The sequence below is a fragment of the Paenibacillus sp. 1_12 genome (assembly GCF_900114475.1).
Lineage (GTDB): Bacteria > Bacillota > Bacilli > Paenibacillales > NBRC-103111 > Paenibacillus_S.
Genome location: NZ_FOTE01000003.1, coordinates 441,550 through 459,342 on the forward strand (window position 1 = coordinate 441,550; position 17,793 = coordinate 459,342).

The following is a 17,793-nucleotide window of genomic DNA, read 5'->3' on the forward strand; positions in this document are numbered from 1 at the left end:
TTAATAGGAGGCATATATGAAAAGATTTCAATCTCAGCGGTTATCCTTATTGGGTTCCGCTATTTTTTCTGAAATGGCACAGTGGAAGGAAGAGGTTGTTGCAAGTGGTCTTGATGTGATTGATCTTGGCATCGGCAGTCCGGATCAGCCCCCTTCAGAGAGGGTTATGCAAGCCATGGAGCAGGCAGTTCGCAAGCCAGAGAACTACGGATATCCTTCCTCGGAGGGCAGTTTGGCATTTCGCGAGACGGTAGCGCGGTGGTATCAATACCGGTTTGGCGTTCAACTGAATCCATGGACAGATATTATTGCACTGATGGGTTCTCAGGATGGTCTGGCTCATTTGGCAATGGCGGTTACCGATCCAGGCGATGTGGTCATGCTCCCTGATCCCGGTTATCCCATTTATGCGGGAAGTCTTGTGCTGGCTGGAGTTACTCCCTTTTTCCTGCCGCTTCGAGAAGACAATGATTACTTGCCTAAGCTTGAGGATATTCCTGAGGAAACGGCTCGTCAAGCCAAGTTTATTTTGCTTAATTATCCAAGCAATCCGTTATCAGCTGTTGCGTCGCGAGAATTTTTTGAACGGTTGGTTGCCTATGCGAAACAATATGATCTGTTGATAGTACATGATCTTGCTTACTCGGAGCTGGCATTTGACGATTTTCAGCCTATCAGCATTTTGGAGATCGAAGGCGCTAAGGACCTTGCTGTCGAGTTTCATTCTTTGTCCAAAAGCTTTAATATGGCCGGATGCCGGATTGCCTTTATGGTAGGTCAGCCTGATGCTGTACATGCACTTCGCTTACTGAAGTCAAATATCGATTATGGAGTATTTAAGGCTGTGCAGGAAGCAGGTATTGCTGCTTTGGAGGAGGATATGGAGCAAGACCATTCGGTAGCTGCACTGTATGAGCGACGTCGCGATATTGTGATTAAAGGGCTTGCTGCTGTTGGCTGGTCAATACCTACACCTCGAGCAACGATGTTCATCTGGGCGCGTATTCCTGAAGGTTGGACCTCTCGACAAATTTCCCGGGAAATGCTGTATGCGGTTGGTGTGGTAGTCATTCCAGGTGATGCATTCGGCTCTGAAGGTGAGGGCTATGTTCGTATTGCGTTAGTGCAGGATGAACACAAGCTGCGTGAGGCGGTACGGCGTATAGGAGAATTTTTGCGGGAACGGCCTGTCTATCATGAGATCCAATAAAGCTTTAATGATGTCATAAAATCATACTCTGGGTTGTCATCAAATTGCAATTCAAACTTCGATCTAAACATGCTACTATGTAACCAAGTCATTATTTTATAGGAGGCATACATACGTGTCGAATGTAGTTAAAGTAGGAATAATCGGTTGTGGAGGCATTGCCAACGGTAAGCATCTACCCAGCTTGTCCAAGCTTGGGACTGTCGAGCTTGTCGCTTTTTGTGACATTGTTGTGGAGAAAGCTCATGAAGCGGCACATCAATATGGTGTCGCAGGAGCTAAGGTTTACGAGGATTATACCGAGCTGCTAAAAGACGGTTCTATTGATGTGATTCATGTATGCACACCCAATGATTCACATGCTGAAATTTCCATCGCAGCGTTGGAGTCAGGCAAGCATGTTATGTGCGAGAAGCCAATGGCGAAGACGGCTGCTGATGCTCGTCGTATGGTTGAGGTTGCCAAACGTTCGGGCAAGAAGCTGACGATTGGTTACAATAACCGTTTCCGTCCAGACAGTCTATATTTGAAGCAGGTTGCTTCGAATGGTGATTTGGGTGATATTTACTTTGCAAAAGCCCATGCGATTCGACGTCGTGCTGTACCTACATGGGGTGTGTTTTTGGATGAGGAAAAACAAGGCGGAGGTCCGCTGATTGATATTGGTACGCATGCACTGGATTTAACACTTTGGGTGATGGACAATTACGAGCCGAAGGCTGTATTGGGAACTACTTTTCACAAACTGTCGCAAAAAGAAAACGCTGCCAACGCTTGGGGCTCATGGGACCCGAAAAAATTCACGGTTGAAGATTCGGCCTTCGGTATGATTACGATGAAAAATGGCGCTACCATCATTCTCGAATCCAGCTGGGCATTGAATACGCTGGATGTGAAGGAAGCTAAATGTACCTTAAGCGGAACTGAAGGCGGAGCGGATATGGAAGACGGCCTGCGCCTTAATGGTGAAAAGCACAGCCGGTTGTATAAGAATCAGATTGAACTGGGCTCAAAAGGTGTGGATTTCTATGACGGCAAGAAAGAAAGCATGCAGGATACCGAGCTTCGTCTGTGGATTGATGCGGTCATCAATGACACGCAGCCGATTGTAACGCCCGAGCAAGCTTGCGTCGTATCGGAAATTCTGGAGGCTATATACGAATCTGCTAAAACCGGCAAGGCCGTTTATTTTGAATAATATAGCAAGATAAAAGGAGGAACCTGTCTTGATCAACGTAGCTATATTAAGCTTTTGGCATGTTCATGCCAAAGACTATACACGTGATGCTAACGAGCATCCAGATACGCAGATTGTAGCGTTGTGGGATGAAGTGCCTGAACGCGGACGTAAGGAAGCGGAAGAACGGGGCTTCAAATTTTATGAGGATTTGAATGAACTGTTAGCGCAGCAGGACATCCAAGGTGTTGTTGTCGTCACGCCTACGAATGAGCATCGCGAGGTTTTGATTGCTGCGGCCAAGGCAGGCAAGCATATTTTTACGGAGAAAGTTGTTGCTACCACACTTCATGAGTGTAATGAAATTTTGGCGGCAATCGAGGAAGCGGATGTCAAGCTGACAGTATCGCTGCCGCGACTGAACGCGAGCTACACGCTGGCGGTACAGGATATATTAAGTCAAGGACTGCTCGGTGATGTAACACTGGTCCGCACACGACTCTCCCATAACGGTGCGATACCTTCAGAACGTGGACCAAATGGCTGGCTGCCTGAACGATTCTTCAATCGGGAGCAGTGCGGTGGTGGAGCTATGATCGATTTGGGCTGTCATCCGATGTATTTGGCTCGTTTATTTCTTGGATTACCCGAGAGCGTCAGCGCCAATTATGGTTATGTGACGGGTAAGGAAGTTGAGGATAATGCAGTTTCCGTGCTGCGTTATGCAAATGGTGCCTTAGGCGTAATCGAAGCGGGCTTTGTTAATGCGCACTCGCCCTTTGTGATCGAGGTACATGGTACCGAGGGTAGTATCCTTTACTCAACGCATGATAACAAGCTGCTTGTTCGGAGTACGAAGCAGGGAGCTGACGTGAAGGAATGGCAAGTTCAAAGCGAACTTCCGGAGAACCGTCCTTCTGCATTTGCCCAATGGGTTAGCCATATTCAAAATGATACAACAGCGCATGAAAATATTCAGCTTGCTCTCGATCTGACTCGTTTGATGGAAGCCTCCAATCAATCCGCAAGGTCAGGTGCGGCATTCAAGCTAAGTGATCTAGCTGAATAATCATCCTCATCCTGCATAGCTATTTGAACAAGTTTTTATACAGATAAAGAAAGGCTTGCACGTAACTGGTGAACCCGCCTGGAACGAGCGGCCTTTTCCCTTTTATGGTTGCTCAGACGTTTTAAGACGAGGAGGCGAATGCTTTGGAAAGCCATGGTAGGTCAATCCCCAAGCCATACCCTTATGAGCTCATGCTGGAACAAGGACATGCGTTGGATCGCTTGGATGTAGAATTTCGCTGGGGCCATTATGGGATACGAATGCTGAGATTTCATCATACGACCTTTAGTCCAGGGAAAATAGTATCCTTCCATAAGCATTCCGAATTTGAATTTCATTACATTCCCCGGGGAAAAGGCAAGGTCATCCTCAGGGAGATTCCTTATGCGCTGCAGGAGGGGATGCTCTATTTAACCGGCCCCAATCTGATGCATTATCAGGAGGCTGATGCTCATGAAGCGATGGATGAGCTGTGTCTCCATATTGATATTGTCAAGCTGGAGGACGATGGAACACCGGGAGATGAGAGCTCTCAAAGCGACACGGCCTGCGATTGGGGACGTCGTTCAGAAATTGCCGAAGCGGAGGCTTGTATCCAGCAGCTTAAGCATTTGCCTGCAAAACCAGTGATGGATCAATATCGGGCAATGGAATGTTTTCTGAACGCCTACCGGGCATGGTACGAAAATCAGCCTGGGCTGTTTACCGTAATCAAGCAGTCGATTATTCAGATTCTTCTGCGTACAACGCGTGCTTATGCTTCAGGCCCTCAATCTGATATTCCATCACGCAATATGAAGCAATACCGCTATAAGCTGGCTGTGCAGTTCATCAAAGATAATTATATGGAGCCGCTCACCCTGGAGGTTGTAGCCGAACGTGTGCAAATTAGCCCGCGCCAGCTTCAGCGGATTTTTCGTGATCATACGGGAGGCACGTTCAGCGAATATATTGAACATGTACGTCTTACGCATATTTGCAATGAGCTGAGCCTAAGTGACCAAACCATCGATCAAATTGCTTTTCAGAACGGTTTTTCCAGCGCGAACTACTTGCATTATGTGTTCAAAAGAAAGCTTGGATCGACTCCGATGAAATATAGGGATCAACATCGAAGATTGACAACATAAATGAGAACTATTATCATTTATTGAAGGCTTTATTTGAATGAGGTGCTGGATAGTGACGAAAATCCATTTTGATTATTTGGAAAAGCATATGTATTTTGTGAAAACCGAGGTGCCTGAACCACTTTTTCGGATTGAACTGGCTGATTTATTGGAAAAGGGCCATGCCGATCGGTTTGTTGAACAATATGGACCTGTGTTAAAGGCAATGAAACCAGAGGTTGCAGCTACTTATTTTTCATTGTGGTTCGCATGGGTCTGTGCGGCGCTTCAGTATACGATCTCACATCATGATGCTGCTTATAACTTGTCACTCCATAATCTGAGTGGGCAGGTGTATTTGGTCGATAACAGGCCACGTTGGGCTTTTCATCTCCATAACAGCGATAGCTTGTCTGTTCCGGCTGGGGATAGAAACGAATGGAGAAAGCACGTGCTCAGCTCCTTTTATACCGAAGAGGTGTCTCCGCTGTTAGGATCTGTGGCGGCAGTAGTTGGAATTAGTGCAGGTCAGCTCTGGGGTCAGCTTGCGACACGTCTTCATTATGCTTACGATACATGGCAGAAGGAGGCTGAAACAGCACAGCTGCGGCACACAATCGAAGAGGATTTTGCATTTCTCAGGTATGGGCTTGCTGCAGAAGTATTCGGCAGGAAAAAGAACCCTTTTGACATCCAATTTCGCCATATTGATAACCCGCGTATCCCAGGTGAAACCTTGCGAATCAAGGCTTCATGCTGCCTTGCTTATTTGACGGATACAGGCCATGGGTATTGTTATTCCTGTCCGCGGATGGGAGAAGAGGAGCGCATGGAGCAGCGTATGAAGATTGAAGCCAGCCTTCTGTTATCTGGTAAATAAGCCATACTTATATCATGTTTATACTAATAGCAGATACCCGCAAGCGAATAAATCGCTTATCCAATCAACAAAGCTGCTGACAAAGCAGCAATTGGGCCGAGTTGAAGTCGATAACCACTTAGATGGAATTTTTACAAGTGCATATAAAAAAATCCAATACATTCCCCATTGAGGTATGTTACGATAAGGACAAGCAAGACGGACATTGGATAAGCTGACGAAGTCAGTTTTCTTCGAAAACTCAAAAGTCGCTTACGAAGACAGTTTTCTTCGAAAACTCAAAAGTTAATGCTTACGAAGACAGTTTTCTTCGAAAACTCAAAAGTTAATGCTTACGAAGTTAGTTTTCTTCGAAAACTCAAAAGTTAATGCTTACGAAGTTAGTTTTCTTCGAAAACTCTTAGGAGGTACAAAATGAGCAATATTGGTGTATGGGAAAATGCCGAGCCAGGGGTCAAAAGGAAAATTTTTGAGCCAGGCCAAACCATCATGATGATGGAAGTTCATTTCGAGGAAAATGCCGAAGGTTATGAGCATAGCCATCCGCATGAACAGTTTTCTTACTGTATCAAGGGCAAGCTGGAATTTACCATTGACGGACAGAAGCATGTCATTGGTCAAGGTGAAACGATCTACATCCCGAGCAATGCCAAGCATGGCGCCAAAGCAATTGAGCCGAGCATTCTGCTCGATACTTTTACTCCAGTTCGTGAAGATCTGGTAAAACGCTAAGCCTCATAGCAAGATAAAGAGAAGAGCCCGCTGAGGGCTCTTTTTGTAACACTAGAAGTGCGGTGAATAATGAGTGAAGCGGCCAAATGATCCTGGAGAAGCGTAAGCGTTCGCCTTTGAAATTGTGAATAAACCCCTTCATCTCATCCAATTTCACGATTTCAACAGCGATCGGAAGGATATTTGGCCGCGCAGCGGTACTATTTCACCGCACTTCTAGAGATCCGTGAAGTTAATCGTGCCTACGACCATTGACAGGAAGTTTGCCAGCTCTGCTGCTTCTTCCTCCGTCAGTTTATATACATGCTCCAGATAGCCTTCTTCATCCAGATCATCGGGTCCGATTACCGCTGTACGTCCTGACTGCAGATCGGTGATGAGCTTTTTTCCATAAAAACGGTTCGTTGAAGTAATAGCCAGATCAAAGCGGTGCATGGAAATATCGCCGACAAAACAAACAAAACGTGTACGCGTATCTTCTTGGGAATCATATAATAAATCAAATTCTGCCATTAGTGCTGGTCACTCCGTTCTAATAACTGCCATTGTACACTCGATTATACATGAAGAAGCACATACGGGCAAAAGATGATTGAGGGATTTTGGCCCATATCGTTTTCATTTGCCTCCAAACATGATAGAATTTATAGAATGCTAAAAATTACGCACTTATTATATACTAGGAGGTTTTACACCCAATGTCCAAACCAAAAATGAGAAGTGACATGATTAAAAAAGGCTTCGACCGCGCACCTCACCGCAGCTTATTGCGTGCAGCTGGTGTAAAAGAAGAAGATTTCGATAAGCCGTTTATTGCGGTATGTAATTCCTATATCGATATCGTTCCGGGTCACGTTCACCTTCAGGAGTTCGGTAAAATTGTAAAGGAAGCTATTCGTGAAGCAGGCGGTGTTCCTTTTGAATTTAATACTATTGGTGTAGATGACGGGATTGCAATGGGTCATATCGGTATGCGTTATTCCTTGCCGAGCCGTGAAATTATTGCGGATTCCCTTGAAACTGTAGTAGCAGCTCACTGGTTTGACGGTATGGTCTGTATTCCAAACTGTGATAAAATCACTCCGGGCATGATGATGGGCGCCTTGCGTGTGAACATCCCAACGATCTTCGTTAGTGGTGGCCCGATGAAAGCCGGTAAAGACAAAAACGGTAAATCGATTTCTCTTTCCAACGTATTTGAAGGCGTAGGAGCGCATCAAGCCGGCAAAATTGACGATCAAAGCTTGCTTGAGCTTGAGCAATACGGCTGTCCTACCTGCGGATCATGCTCAGGTATGTTTACCGCTAACTCGATGAACTGTCTGGCTGAAGGCTTGGGTCTTGCTCTTCCCGGTAACGGCACGATTCTGGCAGTTGCTGAGGAACGCAAAGATTTCGTTAGACAATCCGCTGCACAGCTGATGGAAATTATTAAATTGGACATCAAGCCTCGTGATATCGTAACAATCGAAGCTATCGATAACGCATTTGCTCTGGATATGGCAATGGGTGGATCCACCAATACCGTGCTTCACACATTGGCGTTGGCACATGAAGCTGGTTTTGAATATCCGATCGAGCGCATCAACGAAGTAGCTAACCGTGTACCGCATTTGGCCAAAATCGCTCCAGCTTCCGATTATCACATCGAAGATGTGCATAACGCAGGTGGTGTGAGTGCCATTATCAATGAGCTGCTCAAAAAGCCAGGCGCCCTGAACGGCGACTGCATTACCGTTTCGGGTAAAACGCTGCGTGAAAACGTGGCAGGCTGCGAAATCTTAAATAAGGACGTTATTCATCCTTTGGACAATCCTCATTCCGAGCGCGGCGGTTTGGCTGTGCTGTTCGGTAATCTGGCTCCTCACGGCTCCATCATTAAGGTAGGCGCTGTTGATAAAGAAGTAGGCGGCAAGCATGTGGGTCCAGCAATTTGCTTCGACTCCCAGGAAGAAGCTTTATCTGGTATCGCTAATGGAAAAGTTAAAGAGGGTCATGTCGTAGTTATCCGTTATGAAGGTCCTAAGGGTGGACCGGGTATGCCGGAAATGCTCGCACCTACCTCACAAATCGTTGGTATGGGTTTGGGAGCCAAGGTTGGCTTGATCACGGATGGTCGTTTCTCAGGGGCTTCCCGCGGTATCAGTATCGGTCATATTTCACCAGAAGCGGCTGAAGGCGGTCCAATTGCTTTCGTTGAGGACGGAGACATTATTGAACTGGATTTGATCGAACGCCGTATTGAGTTGAAAATATCCGATGAGGAAATGGAACGTCGCAAGTCCAACTGGAAAGGCTTTGAGCTGAAAGTGAAAACAGGCTATTTGGCCCGTTATTCCAAGCTGGTTACTTCTGCCAGCACTGGCGGCGTCATGAAGATTTAATTTCTGTACTTCAATATATATACATGCAAAAACGGCAGCAGAGAGTGTAGATTACACTCCTTCTGTCGTTTTTGGTTTTCGTGGAATTAAGACTCGATCTGCTCATCGACATCCGCATCATGGGTAGGATGATCGCCGGGATAATCACGGGACAAGCCTGCGTGCAGCTCACGATTTTCATAGGTGAAACGGTTCGGCGGACGCTGATCTTGTCGCCATGGAGTGCTTTTGCCGATCGATTCTGTTAGTCGTGAAGAACCATAGGGCCCTTCTGGAAATTCTTCAGCAGTGAGATCGTTTCGTTGAGATTCTACCGTTTTGAAGTCCGTGTATGAATTCCGATCTTCCTCAATAAAACCCTCTTGATTTGACTGTGTACCCTTTATACCCATTATGGTTCCCCCTGGTTTCCAAAGTATCATTTTAGGATGACCATCCGTGTATAAAATAATTCTTGAGTTTAAAATGAGAACTATGTCATGATAGTACAACGAACTATTCAAAGAGGTGAGGGTGATTTGTTAAAAGGGAGATTTTTTCGCAACAGCCTCATATTGATTTTATTAATTTCTAGTATTCCTGGTGTTATTGTTGGTTTTATTATTTATTGGATGGGAGGGGAACGTCTCGAGAATGAAATGCTGCAGCTGCATAAAAATCAAATATTACAAAGAGCGGCAAATGTCGATGACCAGTTCTCCTATCTGGAAAATTCGCTTGCCCATTGGGCTTTTGATCCCAAGTTTAATAGCAGTCTTAAGGATGTTAATTTTTATAAGGATTTTGAAATTGCCCGTGATGTGACGAAGACGCTGGGTGTGATGCAGGGCTCAAGTCCGCTGGCGAAGCAGGTGGAGCTGTTCCTGAATGGCGAGCAGCCGATTCGTTTTTATCCGGAGTATGATGTAATTCAAAGCAGGACAGTTATGGATGGCTACATCGAAATGCTGTCGCAAGGGAAATTGGTTTTTTGGTCCGACCTGCAGGCAGACCCAAGTAAAGTAGATGTAACTGATTTGACGTTAGTACACAAATTGCCAGGAGTGAATTTTGAGCCGTTTGGTGCTCTGCTGGTTCGTGTGGACAAAGAAAAGGCATCCAACCTATTGAAAACGCTAACACCTTATAATGTAGGTGAAACATTCATCATGCAAAATGATGGTATGGTTCTCCTATCCAGTGCGGGAACCTCCAATTCACTCGGCTTTGACGAGGTTTTGAGGAACGAAGTGATGAAGGGAGGGGCCAAATCCGGTTCCTTCTTATATGACTGGAAAAACACAACCTATACAGTATCGTATGGCACGTTTTCCCGGGTAGGCACGGATTGGATTTATGTCTCGGCCTCACCGATTAATGCAATTACGAAACCGGTAGTGTTCATTTCCAAGCTCATACTTTCTGTTAGCTGTACGGCACTGCTGCTGGCATTTATCCTATCTTGGCTGGCTTCCCGTAAAATATATTCGCCGATTGACCGTTTGATCCGTTTGCTTGCGGCTAACAAGCTGTTTGTGGACAGCACGAACGAACACACGGATGAGTTTAAAATGATCGAAAAAGAATGGCTGCATTTAAGCAGAGAAAGTATTACATTGCAAAATAAGCTGGAACAGCAGCTGCCTCATGTGAAGGAAGGTTTCCTGCTTCAGCTGGTACAAGGCTTTCTGTACGCCTATTCGGAAGAAGATTTGAAAAAGCGGATGAGAAACTTTGACTGGATTGTGGATGAACAGCAATTTCTTGTGATGCATATTCAACTGACCGGCTTTGAAAATTTAGAGGGCAGGTTTTCATTGGGTGACGAAGGACTGGTTACGTTTGCTGCTGCAAATATTATTGAGGAGCTGGCCTCGAATCGGTTGGAACAGGCTAGTGCCGTCAACTTTCACGATTTATCGATTGGTTTACTCATTATTTTGCCTCCGGATCAGTCGTCTACAGAAAAGCTGCAGGCGTTTAGCGAGGAATTGATGCATACGATCAACCATATTTTAAAGCTGCAGGTATCGATAGCCATTGGAAAAATGACTGCCCTAATTGCCCAGATTCCTTTTCGCTATGAAGAAGCCAAACAGGCCTTGAGTTATCGCAATTTTGAAAATGAGAATCAGCTGCTCGATCTGGAGACACTCGAAGTCAGTGAAGACATGTATGAGCTGCGTTACCCATTCGTGTTGGAGCGCGAAATTATTCAAATGATCCGTACAGGCCAGCAGCAGGAGGCGGAGCAAACGATTGTGCTGTTTTTGGAAGAGCTGCTCGAACGGAGGGCCAAGGAAATCGATATTCAGCAAGGAATGCTTCAGCTTTTAGGGAGTATTCTTCATGCAATCCGTCACTCCGGGATGGACCCGAGCAGGGTATACAAGTCGGCCAATTTGTATGAACAGCTGACCCAAATCCGTGAGCCGCAGAAAATGTTGAATTGGTTTAACGCCAAGGTCATCCACCCTTTTGTGAGGGAGCTGGAGGCTCGTTCAGATGTACAGGTGAAGAAGGTTGTCGAGTCTGCGATGATCTATTTGCAAAATGAGTATATGAATGAAATTTCACTAGACAGCTGTGCAGAGCATACAGGCATGAATGCAGTATCGCTTAGCAAGTCTTTCAAACAAGTAAGCGGGAAAAATTTCATCGATTACTTAACCGAGCTGCGGATCGGGAAGGCCAAAGAACTGCTGCGTGATACAGAGCTTAAAATCAATGATGTCGCCGTGCAGGTAGGGTATCAACACAGTTATTTTAACCGAATTTTTAAAAAGCAGGAAGGAGTGACACCGAGCCATTATCGGGAGATGAGTCGGAGTACATAAATACAGTCTAAATAACGAAAACCGTCGCAGCGCAGTCTGTTGGACGGTTTTTTGGCTATGTATTAGCAAGAAAGTCTTAATAAACAAGAAAAGTACAAAGGCACATAAGCTATCCAGTCTCCAATAAACTAAAAAATCTAAAATTGGAAAAAATGTACTGATGTCCATTGCGGCAATTCCAAAAAAGTCTGATTGTTGAAAAATTTACCTGCCGATAAGCTTAGTGGTATAGCGATTGAAAGGAGTAAACATATGGCCAAAGCACCTCAGTCCGATTCGCTTGCAGCCCAAGGACAAGCTGCGGTGAAGGTTCCAACAAGAAGTCCGCTGTTGGCAAAGCTCAGCAGAGATAAATACTTACTGCTGCTTTGTGTGCCAGGACTACTGTACTTTTTTATTTTCAAATATGTTCCGATGTGGGGCGTACTGCTTGCCTTCAAAAACTATCAGCCTTTCACTGGATTTTTTGATAGTGAGTGGGTCGGCTTCGCTAATTTTCAACAGTTTTTCCAGGACCCGATTTTTTTCAAATTAATGAGAAATACGCTGCTGCTGGGGCTGTACGATCTGGTATTCTTTTTTCCGGCTCCGATCGTATTGTCATTATTGTTAAATGAGGTTCGAATATCGTTTTATAAACGGTTCATCCAAACGATTATTTATGTTCCGCACTTTATTTCGATGGTTATTTTGGCTAGTATTTCTTATTTGTTGCTTACGACTGAAGGCGGAGTTGTCAATGAAATGGTATTCAGTGTTACGGGATATCGGTTTGATTTCCTAACCAGTGAGAACTGGTTCAGACCGCTCATTGTTTCGCAGAATCTGTGGAAGGAAGTAGGATGGGGAACGATTATTTTTCTTGCGGCATTGGCGGGAGTTGATCAGGAGCAATATGAAGCCGCTATTGTGGATGGAGCGAACCGCTTTCGTCAATTGTGGCACATTACACTGCCAGCCATTCGCGGGACGATCATTGTGCTGCTGATTCTGCGAATGGGCAATTTCCTTGATCGCGGCTTTGAGCAGGTGTTGCTGATGAGCAATGCACTGAATCGACCTGTAGCCGAGGTATTTGATACTTATGTCTATACGCTGGGGATTACTCAGGGCGCGTTCAGCTACAGTACCGCTGTTGGATTATTTAAAGCCATTATCGGTATTATATTGGTTTTCACTTCCAACTATTTGGCCAAACGGTCCGGTCATTCGGGGATATTTTAAAAGAATGGTGAATAAGTCTTCGCTTCGCGGCCAAATATCCTTACGATCGCTGTTGTTTCCCTATTTTTTTGAATTTATAAGACATTTAGCGGTAAACATCTGGAAACAAAGGCGAACGCTAACGCTTCTCCAGGAGTATTTGGCCACTTCGCTCTTTATTCACCAGACTTTTAAAAGGAGTAGTTTTCTACGAAAACTTGAAGGAGGTTATAACCATGCGGCGTAGCAGCTTGGGCGGCAAATTGTTCGATATCGCCAACTATTCGTTTCTGGCGTTGGTGGCGCTCGGCATGATGCTTCCGATTATGTATATTGTTGCAGGTTCATTTGCATCGGAAATCGAAATCGGCAGTCGATCGTTTTTTCTGATTCCGAGAAACATTACGTTTAATGCTTATGATTATGTGTTCAAGGATCATACCTTGCCGCGCAGCCTGTTGGTATCCGTATTTATTACGGTAGCAGGTACAATCGTTAATTTATTCTTCACCTTTACCTTTGCCTATGGCTTATCGCGCCGCAATATGCTGGGTAGAAATGTGATGATGAATATGATAATTTTCACGATGGTATTCAGCGGCGGCATCATTCCGACTTATCTGGTCGTAAAAAATATAGGGCTGCTTAACTCCTACTGGGCTGTGATGCTTCCTGTAGCGATCAGCGCCTTTAATCTGATCGTCATCAAGTCTTTTTTTCAGGAAATCCCGAATGAGCTGATCGAATCCGCACGAATGGACGGATGCAACGATTTGGGTGTGTTATGGCGGGTTGTGCTGCCGTTATCCAAGCCGGTTATCGCTACGTTTGGACTGTTTTATGCGGTCAGTCACTGGAATGATTTCTTTAATGCTCTGTTGTACTTAAGTGACTCCAAGATGTGGCCGATGCAGGTTCTTCTCCGGCAAATGATTTTGCTGGCTTCAGGCTCGCTCGATATATCGACAATGGATCTGACTTATGTGAAACCGCCTGATCAATCGATCAAGATGGCAGTCGTCGTTGTAGGCACACTCCCTATTTTAGTGGTTTATCCGTTTATTCAGAAGCATTTTGCCAAGGGTGTCCTGCTGGGCGCTGTCAAAGGGTAAGGGCTTCTGGTAGATGATCATTATAGCTTATATGCTTAAATGCAATCCAGTTCGATCAAAAAAGGGAGGAAATATCGTATGAAATGGGTCCAACAACCAAAACGTTCGTTTTTTGCTTTGACCAGTATGGCTTTGACGGTAAGTGTTATCGCGGGCTGCAGCAATCCCGCAGCGACTCCGACCAGTACGCCAGCAACTCCAAGCGCATCAACTCCCAAACCAGCTGACGCTCCAAAAACACCAGAGCCGCCTTTCAAGATCAGCATGATGCTGAAAAGCTTTTCCAATGATAACGCTTCCGCAGAAAGTAAAGTATGGAAGAAAGTAGAGGAATATACAAACACCAAGCTGGATCTGCAGTTTGTTCCTGATGCCTCGTATCTGGATAAGATGAACATTACACTGGCATCCGGTTCCATGCCTAGCGCTATCTTTGTTGTGAATGTGAAGCTCCCCTCGGTTGCCAATGCGATTAAAGGCGGCGCATTTTGGGAGGTGGGTCCGTATCTGAAGGACTATCCGAATCTGAGCAAGGCTAATCCGACGATTTTGAACAATACCTCAGTCAATGGCAAGTATTATGGATTATATACGACTCGTCCGATTGGACGTATGGGTATCTCCTATCGCAAGGATTGGCTGGATAACCTCGGGATGACCGAGCCCAAAACCATTGATGATTTTTACAATATGCTTAAGGCGTTTACGACCAAGGACCCGGATAAGAACGGTAAGGATGATACCTACGGCATGGTAGTGACCAAGTATTCCGGTCCATGGGATATTATGCAGACATGGTTCGGGGCACCCAATAAGTGGGGCGTGAAGGACGGTAAGCTGGTTCCTGCCCATCTGACCACGGAGTATATGGATGCACTTAAATTTTACAAAAAATTGTATGATGAAAAGCTGATCAATCAGGATTTTGCCGTATATGATTCAGCTAAATGGAACGATCCGATTGTGAACGGTAAGGCAGGAGTTGCTGTTGACGTGGCGGACCGTTCCTATCAAATCGATGAGAAGCTGAAAACTGTTGATCCGAAAGGGACGATTGATGTCATTGGCGCGGTTAGTGGTCCATCAGGGCTTCACAATCAACCGACGACCGGTTATGCAGGTGTATTCCTCATATCCAAATCTGCTGTCAAGACAGAGGCTGAGCTCAAGAAGGTGCTGCAGTTCTTTGACAAGACGAACGATAAGGAAATGCAGGCGCTGTTGAGCTACGGCATCGAGGGCGTCCATTATAAAATGGATAACGGCAAGCTATCACCGTTACTGACGATCAATGACAACATGGCTCCGGATATCAATAACAAAAACATGAATCAAATGCACCTTCAAATTCCTTATATTATTCCCGAATTGTTTCCACCAGCTACACCGCTTCGAATCAAGGCTAACAACGTGATGAAAGAAAATGAGAAAATCATTGTATCCAATCCTGGTGAGCCTTTGACTTCAGCTACGTTCACCCAGAAGGGCGCTCAGTTGGACCAAATTGTAGAGGATGCTCGTATTAAGTATATCGTTGGCAAGGTTGATGAAGCAGGCTTTAAAGCGGATATGGAGCTGTGGAAGAAGAGCGGCGGCGACGATTATACGAAGGAAATGAATGAAGCGTATGCAGCCATCAAAAAATAAAGGAGGAGATCGGATTGATCCTCACCGGAGGAGTTAAAGGAACGGTATGGCCTTCAGAGCGGCGCAGCTTTCAGGACCCATTAACAGGAGTACCCGTGACCCAATTGACGGATTATCGTTCACACAGCTTTCATATTTATTTTACGAATAACGGATTTTATGGGGATGGCAAGCTGCTCTTTGGTTCGGACCGCGGCAATGTTACGAATCTGTTCAGTATGGATCTGCACACAGGCGAGATGACCCAGCTGACCGATTTGCAGCGTGGTTTGGCTTCACGGATTCAAGGGACTTTTCTCAATCCGCTTGGTTCTGAAGCCTACTATTATTACAACCGCACGGTTGTAGCCATTGATCTGCAAACACTGGAGGAGCGAACGCTGTATACGGTACCGGATGGGTATACGTTTGGCAGTATGAGCTGCACTTCCGATGGTCAGAAGCTGTGTTTTGGTCTTAACGAGGATTTATCAGGCCGTATCCATATGGATTTGTCAAATGGTTATGCAGGATTCGAAACGTACTTCAGCGCGAAGCCGCATTGTATGATTATGGAGGTTTCGACATCAAGCGGAGTTGTTCAGAAGCTGCATGAGGATCAGCTGTGGCTGGGTCATATCAATACATCTCCTACTCAGCCGCATCTGCTCACCTTTTGCCATGAAGGTCCTTGGGATATGATCGATCACCGTATCTGGGTGTTGGATATGAATACCGGACTTCATTGGAAGATTAGGGATGCGAAGGCTAAAGAATATGTAGGTCATGAATACTGGATGAAGGATGGTATTCATATCGGATATCATGGGTTTACCGGTTCGCTAACCGATCATCATGGCAAAATTATTGGTGCGATCCCCTATGATAATAGTTCTGTTGAGGAATACAGCTTTCCTTTTCAAAATATGCACGTTCATTCGAATGATTTGAACCTTGTGGTCGGGGATGGACAGCAAACGAATGCTTATCATGGCACGCAGCTTCAGGATACACTGCAGCTATGGAAAAATGATGGCTCCGGATTCCAGGGACCCCGTATTCTTTGCAAGCATCGTGGCAGCTTTCATACGCAAAGTCTGCATGTGCATCCGAGATTAAGCCCAGACGGCAAGCATGTGCTCTTTACAAGCGATATGTCGGGCTATGGCAATCTATACATGGTTGATGTGCCTGACTTTGAGACTCTGCCTGAGCATAAGTTCGACTAGATGCCAGAAGTATATCTGATAAAAGAAACGGGTGTTATTCTACACCCACCTTTAATCTCATAGGATAGATTTCCAGCCTCGCAGCTTCGATATTAGAGTTGTACAGCAGGACAAATTATGGTAGTATGGAAATAATTTCAATTCGCTAGAGGAAGCACCTCTCTTACATCTCATGTAGGAGGGTGCTTTTTTTGCGTTTGAAATAACTTGTGTGGGAGGGCTGTCGAATGAACCTATTATTTTTAAACAGCTTGGAGAAGAGGGTTTCTGAGGAACGGACGATCAATGCGCAGGTATCTATTGGTGAGAGTCAGGGAAGCTGGTACGTAGGCTGGCAGGAAACGAAATCGGATGGTCGCCAAGTACAGGAGTCCTGGTTTGAAGGACAAGGCTGGGAAGACATGCTGACAGCATTTCGTCAGAATCTATTTACCAAGCAGTGTGAAGGCTTTAAACCGGTGTTGGAAGCCGCTATGCTGCCGGAGATTACAGCGCTTGACCGCAAGACGGTAAGAATTCAATTGTTGGCCTATTACAGTGAAATTCATGCCAATGAGGAGCTGTATGAGAAGCTGAGACAGTGGCGGCTTAAGCAAGCCAGCAGAGAGAGCAAGGCACCGTTTCTGGTGGCAACCAACAGGCTGCTGCGAATGGTCTGCGTCTATTTGCCACACACGCTGGATGAGCTCAAGCAGCTTCCGGGTATGGGGATGAACAAGTCAAACGCTTACGGAATGGAGCTGCTCAGCATGACCCAGCAACATGAACGGTCAACCCCATTCCCGCTGGATTGGGTAGAAGATCAAGTGAATCCTGCCGAGTTCAACGTATGGCTTGAGCAGGAGAAGGGACGCAAACGGAAGCTGCAGGAGAATAAGCAGGAGATCCGCAGTAAGCTGTTGGAAGCCATTACACGTGGTGATGGCTTGGACGCATTAAGGGAGCAGACTCAGCTGGAGCGACGGGATTTACTGCTGTGGATTGAGGAGCTGGACAAGGAAGGCTACGATATGGAGTCATATATCGAGGCTGTTCTTCATGAAGTTCCTGAGGAAGAGCAGGCGCTGGCATGGACTGCTTTTGAACAAAAAGGTGATCGCTATTTGAAGCCTATATTGCAGGCTGTATATGATCCAGAAGCATTAAAAGGGAAAGAAATGGATCGAATCTATGAGTGGCTTAGGGCTCTGCGCATGAAATATCGCCGCGTGCATGCGGAGCAAGCGATTGAGGCTGTTTAAGGGCC

The 17,793-nt window shown here is 45.6% G+C and carries 15 protein-coding genes; 13 read left to right on the forward strand and 2 right to left on the reverse strand.

Features of this window, described 5'->3' with window-relative positions; genetic code table 11:
- The first annotated feature begins 16 nt into the window (after positions 1–16).
- The 6 genes from BM210_RS09610 (at position 17) to BM210_RS09635 (ending at position 6,177) form a co-directional block, all read left to right on the forward strand.
- On the forward strand, positions 17–1,210 hold the full coding sequence (locus tag BM210_RS09610) for an aminotransferase class I/II-fold pyridoxal phosphate-dependent enzyme (protein WP_091167379.1): 1,194 nt from the start codon (positions 17–19) through the stop codon (positions 1,208–1,210).
- Between the two features lie 115 nt (positions 1,211–1,325).
- On the forward strand, positions 1,326–2,408 hold the full coding sequence (locus BM210_RS09615) for a Gfo/Idh/MocA family protein (protein ID WP_091167381.1): 1,083 nt from the start codon (positions 1,326–1,328) through the stop codon (positions 2,406–2,408).
- A gap of 28 nt (positions 2,409–2,436) precedes the next feature.
- Entirely contained in the window at positions 2,437–3,456 is a 1,020-nt protein-coding gene (locus BM210_RS09620) for a Gfo/Idh/MocA family protein (protein WP_091167383.1), read from the forward strand.
- A 143-nt stretch (positions 3,457–3,599) separates the two neighbouring features.
- Positions 3,600–4,586: an AraC family transcriptional regulator gene (locus BM210_RS09625; RefSeq protein ID WP_371263443.1), complete on the forward strand. Its 987-nt coding sequence runs from the start codon at positions 3,600–3,602 to the stop codon at positions 4,584–4,586.
- Between the two features lie 52 nt (positions 4,587–4,638).
- Complete coding sequence (locus tag BM210_RS09630; protein ID WP_091167384.1) at positions 4,639–5,445, forward strand: ferric iron reductase; 807 nt, start codon at positions 4,639–4,641, stop codon at positions 5,443–5,445.
- 414 nt (positions 5,446–5,859) lie between these two features.
- Positions 5,860–6,177, forward strand: coding sequence for a cupin domain-containing protein (locus BM210_RS09635; protein WP_076236355.1), 318 nt, complete (start codon positions 5,860–5,862; stop codon positions 6,175–6,177).
- A 216-nt stretch (positions 6,178–6,393) separates the two neighbouring features.
- Here BM210_RS09635 and BM210_RS09640 read toward each other — a convergent pair whose 3' ends face one another.
- Positions 6,394–6,690 (reverse strand): DUF3055 domain-containing protein, encoded by a 297-nt coding sequence (locus BM210_RS09640; protein WP_091167386.1) that lies wholly within the window; start codon positions 6,688–6,690, stop codon positions 6,394–6,396.
- Between the two features lie 185 nt (positions 6,691–6,875).
- Between BM210_RS09640 and ilvD the strand changes: the two genes are divergently transcribed.
- Positions 6,876–8,561: a dihydroxy-acid dehydratase gene (gene ilvD, locus BM210_RS09645; RefSeq protein ID WP_091167388.1), complete on the forward strand. Its 1,686-nt coding sequence runs from the start codon at positions 6,876–6,878 to the stop codon at positions 8,559–8,561.
- A gap of 86 nt (positions 8,562–8,647) precedes the next feature.
- Here ilvD and BM210_RS09650 read toward each other — a convergent pair whose 3' ends face one another.
- A complete protein-coding gene (locus BM210_RS09650; protein ID WP_256223431.1) occupies positions 8,648–8,953 on the reverse strand; it encodes a hypothetical protein in 306 nt (101 codons plus the stop codon).
- An 87-nt stretch (positions 8,954–9,040) separates the two neighbouring features.
- On the opposite strand from BM210_RS09650, the gene BM210_RS09655 reads away from it, so the two are divergent.
- The 6 genes from BM210_RS09655 to BM210_RS09680 all read left to right on the forward strand — a co-directional run bounded on the left by BM210_RS09655 (position 9,041) and on the right by BM210_RS09680 (position 17,788).
- Positions 9,041–11,377 carry a helix-turn-helix domain-containing protein gene (locus BM210_RS09655; protein WP_091167390.1) on the forward strand — a complete coding sequence of 779 codons (2,337 nt, stop codon included), beginning with the start codon at positions 9,041–9,043 and terminating at the stop codon, positions 11,375–11,377.
- 252 nt (positions 11,378–11,629) lie between these two features.
- A complete protein-coding gene (locus BM210_RS09660; protein ID WP_091167391.1) occupies positions 11,630–12,601 on the forward strand; it encodes an ABC transporter permease in 972 nt (323 codons plus the stop codon).
- Positions 12,602–12,816: 215 nt separating this feature from the next.
- Positions 12,817–13,692: a carbohydrate ABC transporter permease gene (locus BM210_RS09665; RefSeq protein WP_091167393.1), complete on the forward strand. Its 876-nt coding sequence runs from the start codon at positions 12,817–12,819 to the stop codon at positions 13,690–13,692.
- Positions 13,693–13,770: 78 nt separating this feature from the next.
- Positions 13,771–15,339, forward strand: a complete 1,569-nt coding sequence (locus tag BM210_RS09670; RefSeq protein ID WP_091167396.1) for an extracellular solute-binding protein — start codon at positions 13,771–13,773, stop codon at positions 15,337–15,339.
- 14 nt (positions 15,340–15,353) lie between these two features.
- Positions 15,354–16,547, forward strand: coding sequence for an oligogalacturonate lyase family protein (locus tag BM210_RS09675; protein ID WP_218184910.1), 1,194 nt, complete (start codon positions 15,354–15,356; stop codon positions 16,545–16,547).
- Between the two features lie 227 nt (positions 16,548–16,774).
- Entirely contained in the window at positions 16,775–17,788 is a 1,014-nt protein-coding gene (locus tag BM210_RS09680) for an HRDC domain-containing protein (protein ID WP_091167398.1), read from the forward strand.
- The last annotated feature ends 5 nt before the right edge of the window (positions 17,789–17,793 follow it).

Excerpts from the sequence above, each read along its gene's own strand:
- ilvD (WP_091167388.1), top strand. The coding sequence starts at position 6,876 with ATGTCCAAACCAAAAATGAGAAGTGACATGATTAAAAAAGGCTTCGAC.
- BM210_RS09655 (WP_091167390.1), top strand. The coding sequence starts at position 9,041 with ATGATAGTACAACGAACTATTCAAAGAGGTGAGGGTGATTTGTTAAAA.
- BM210_RS09680 (WP_091167398.1), top strand. The coding sequence starts at position 16,775 with ATGAACCTATTATTTTTAAACAGCTTGGAGAAGAGGGTTTCTGAGGAA.
- BM210_RS09650 (WP_256223431.1), bottom strand. The coding sequence starts at position 8,953 with ATGGGTATAAAGGGTACACAGTCAAATCAAGAGGGTTTTATTGAGGAA.
- BM210_RS09640 (WP_091167386.1), bottom strand. The coding sequence starts at position 6,690 with ATGGCAGAATTTGATTTATTATATGATTCCCAAGAAGATACGCGTACA.
- BM210_RS09665 (WP_091167393.1), top strand. The coding sequence starts at position 12,817 with ATGCGGCGTAGCAGCTTGGGCGGCAAATTGTTCGATATCGCCAACTAT.
- BM210_RS09610 (WP_091167379.1), top strand. The coding sequence starts at position 17 with ATGAAAAGATTTCAATCTCAGCGGTTATCCTTATTGGGTTCCGCTATT.
- BM210_RS09635 (WP_076236355.1), top strand. The coding sequence starts at position 5,860 with ATGAGCAATATTGGTGTATGGGAAAATGCCGAGCCAGGGGTCAAAAGG.
- BM210_RS09670 (WP_091167396.1), top strand. The coding sequence starts at position 13,771 with ATGAAATGGGTCCAACAACCAAAACGTTCGTTTTTTGCTTTGACCAGT.
- BM210_RS09660 (WP_091167391.1), top strand. The coding sequence starts at position 11,630 with ATGGCCAAAGCACCTCAGTCCGATTCGCTTGCAGCCCAAGGACAAGCT.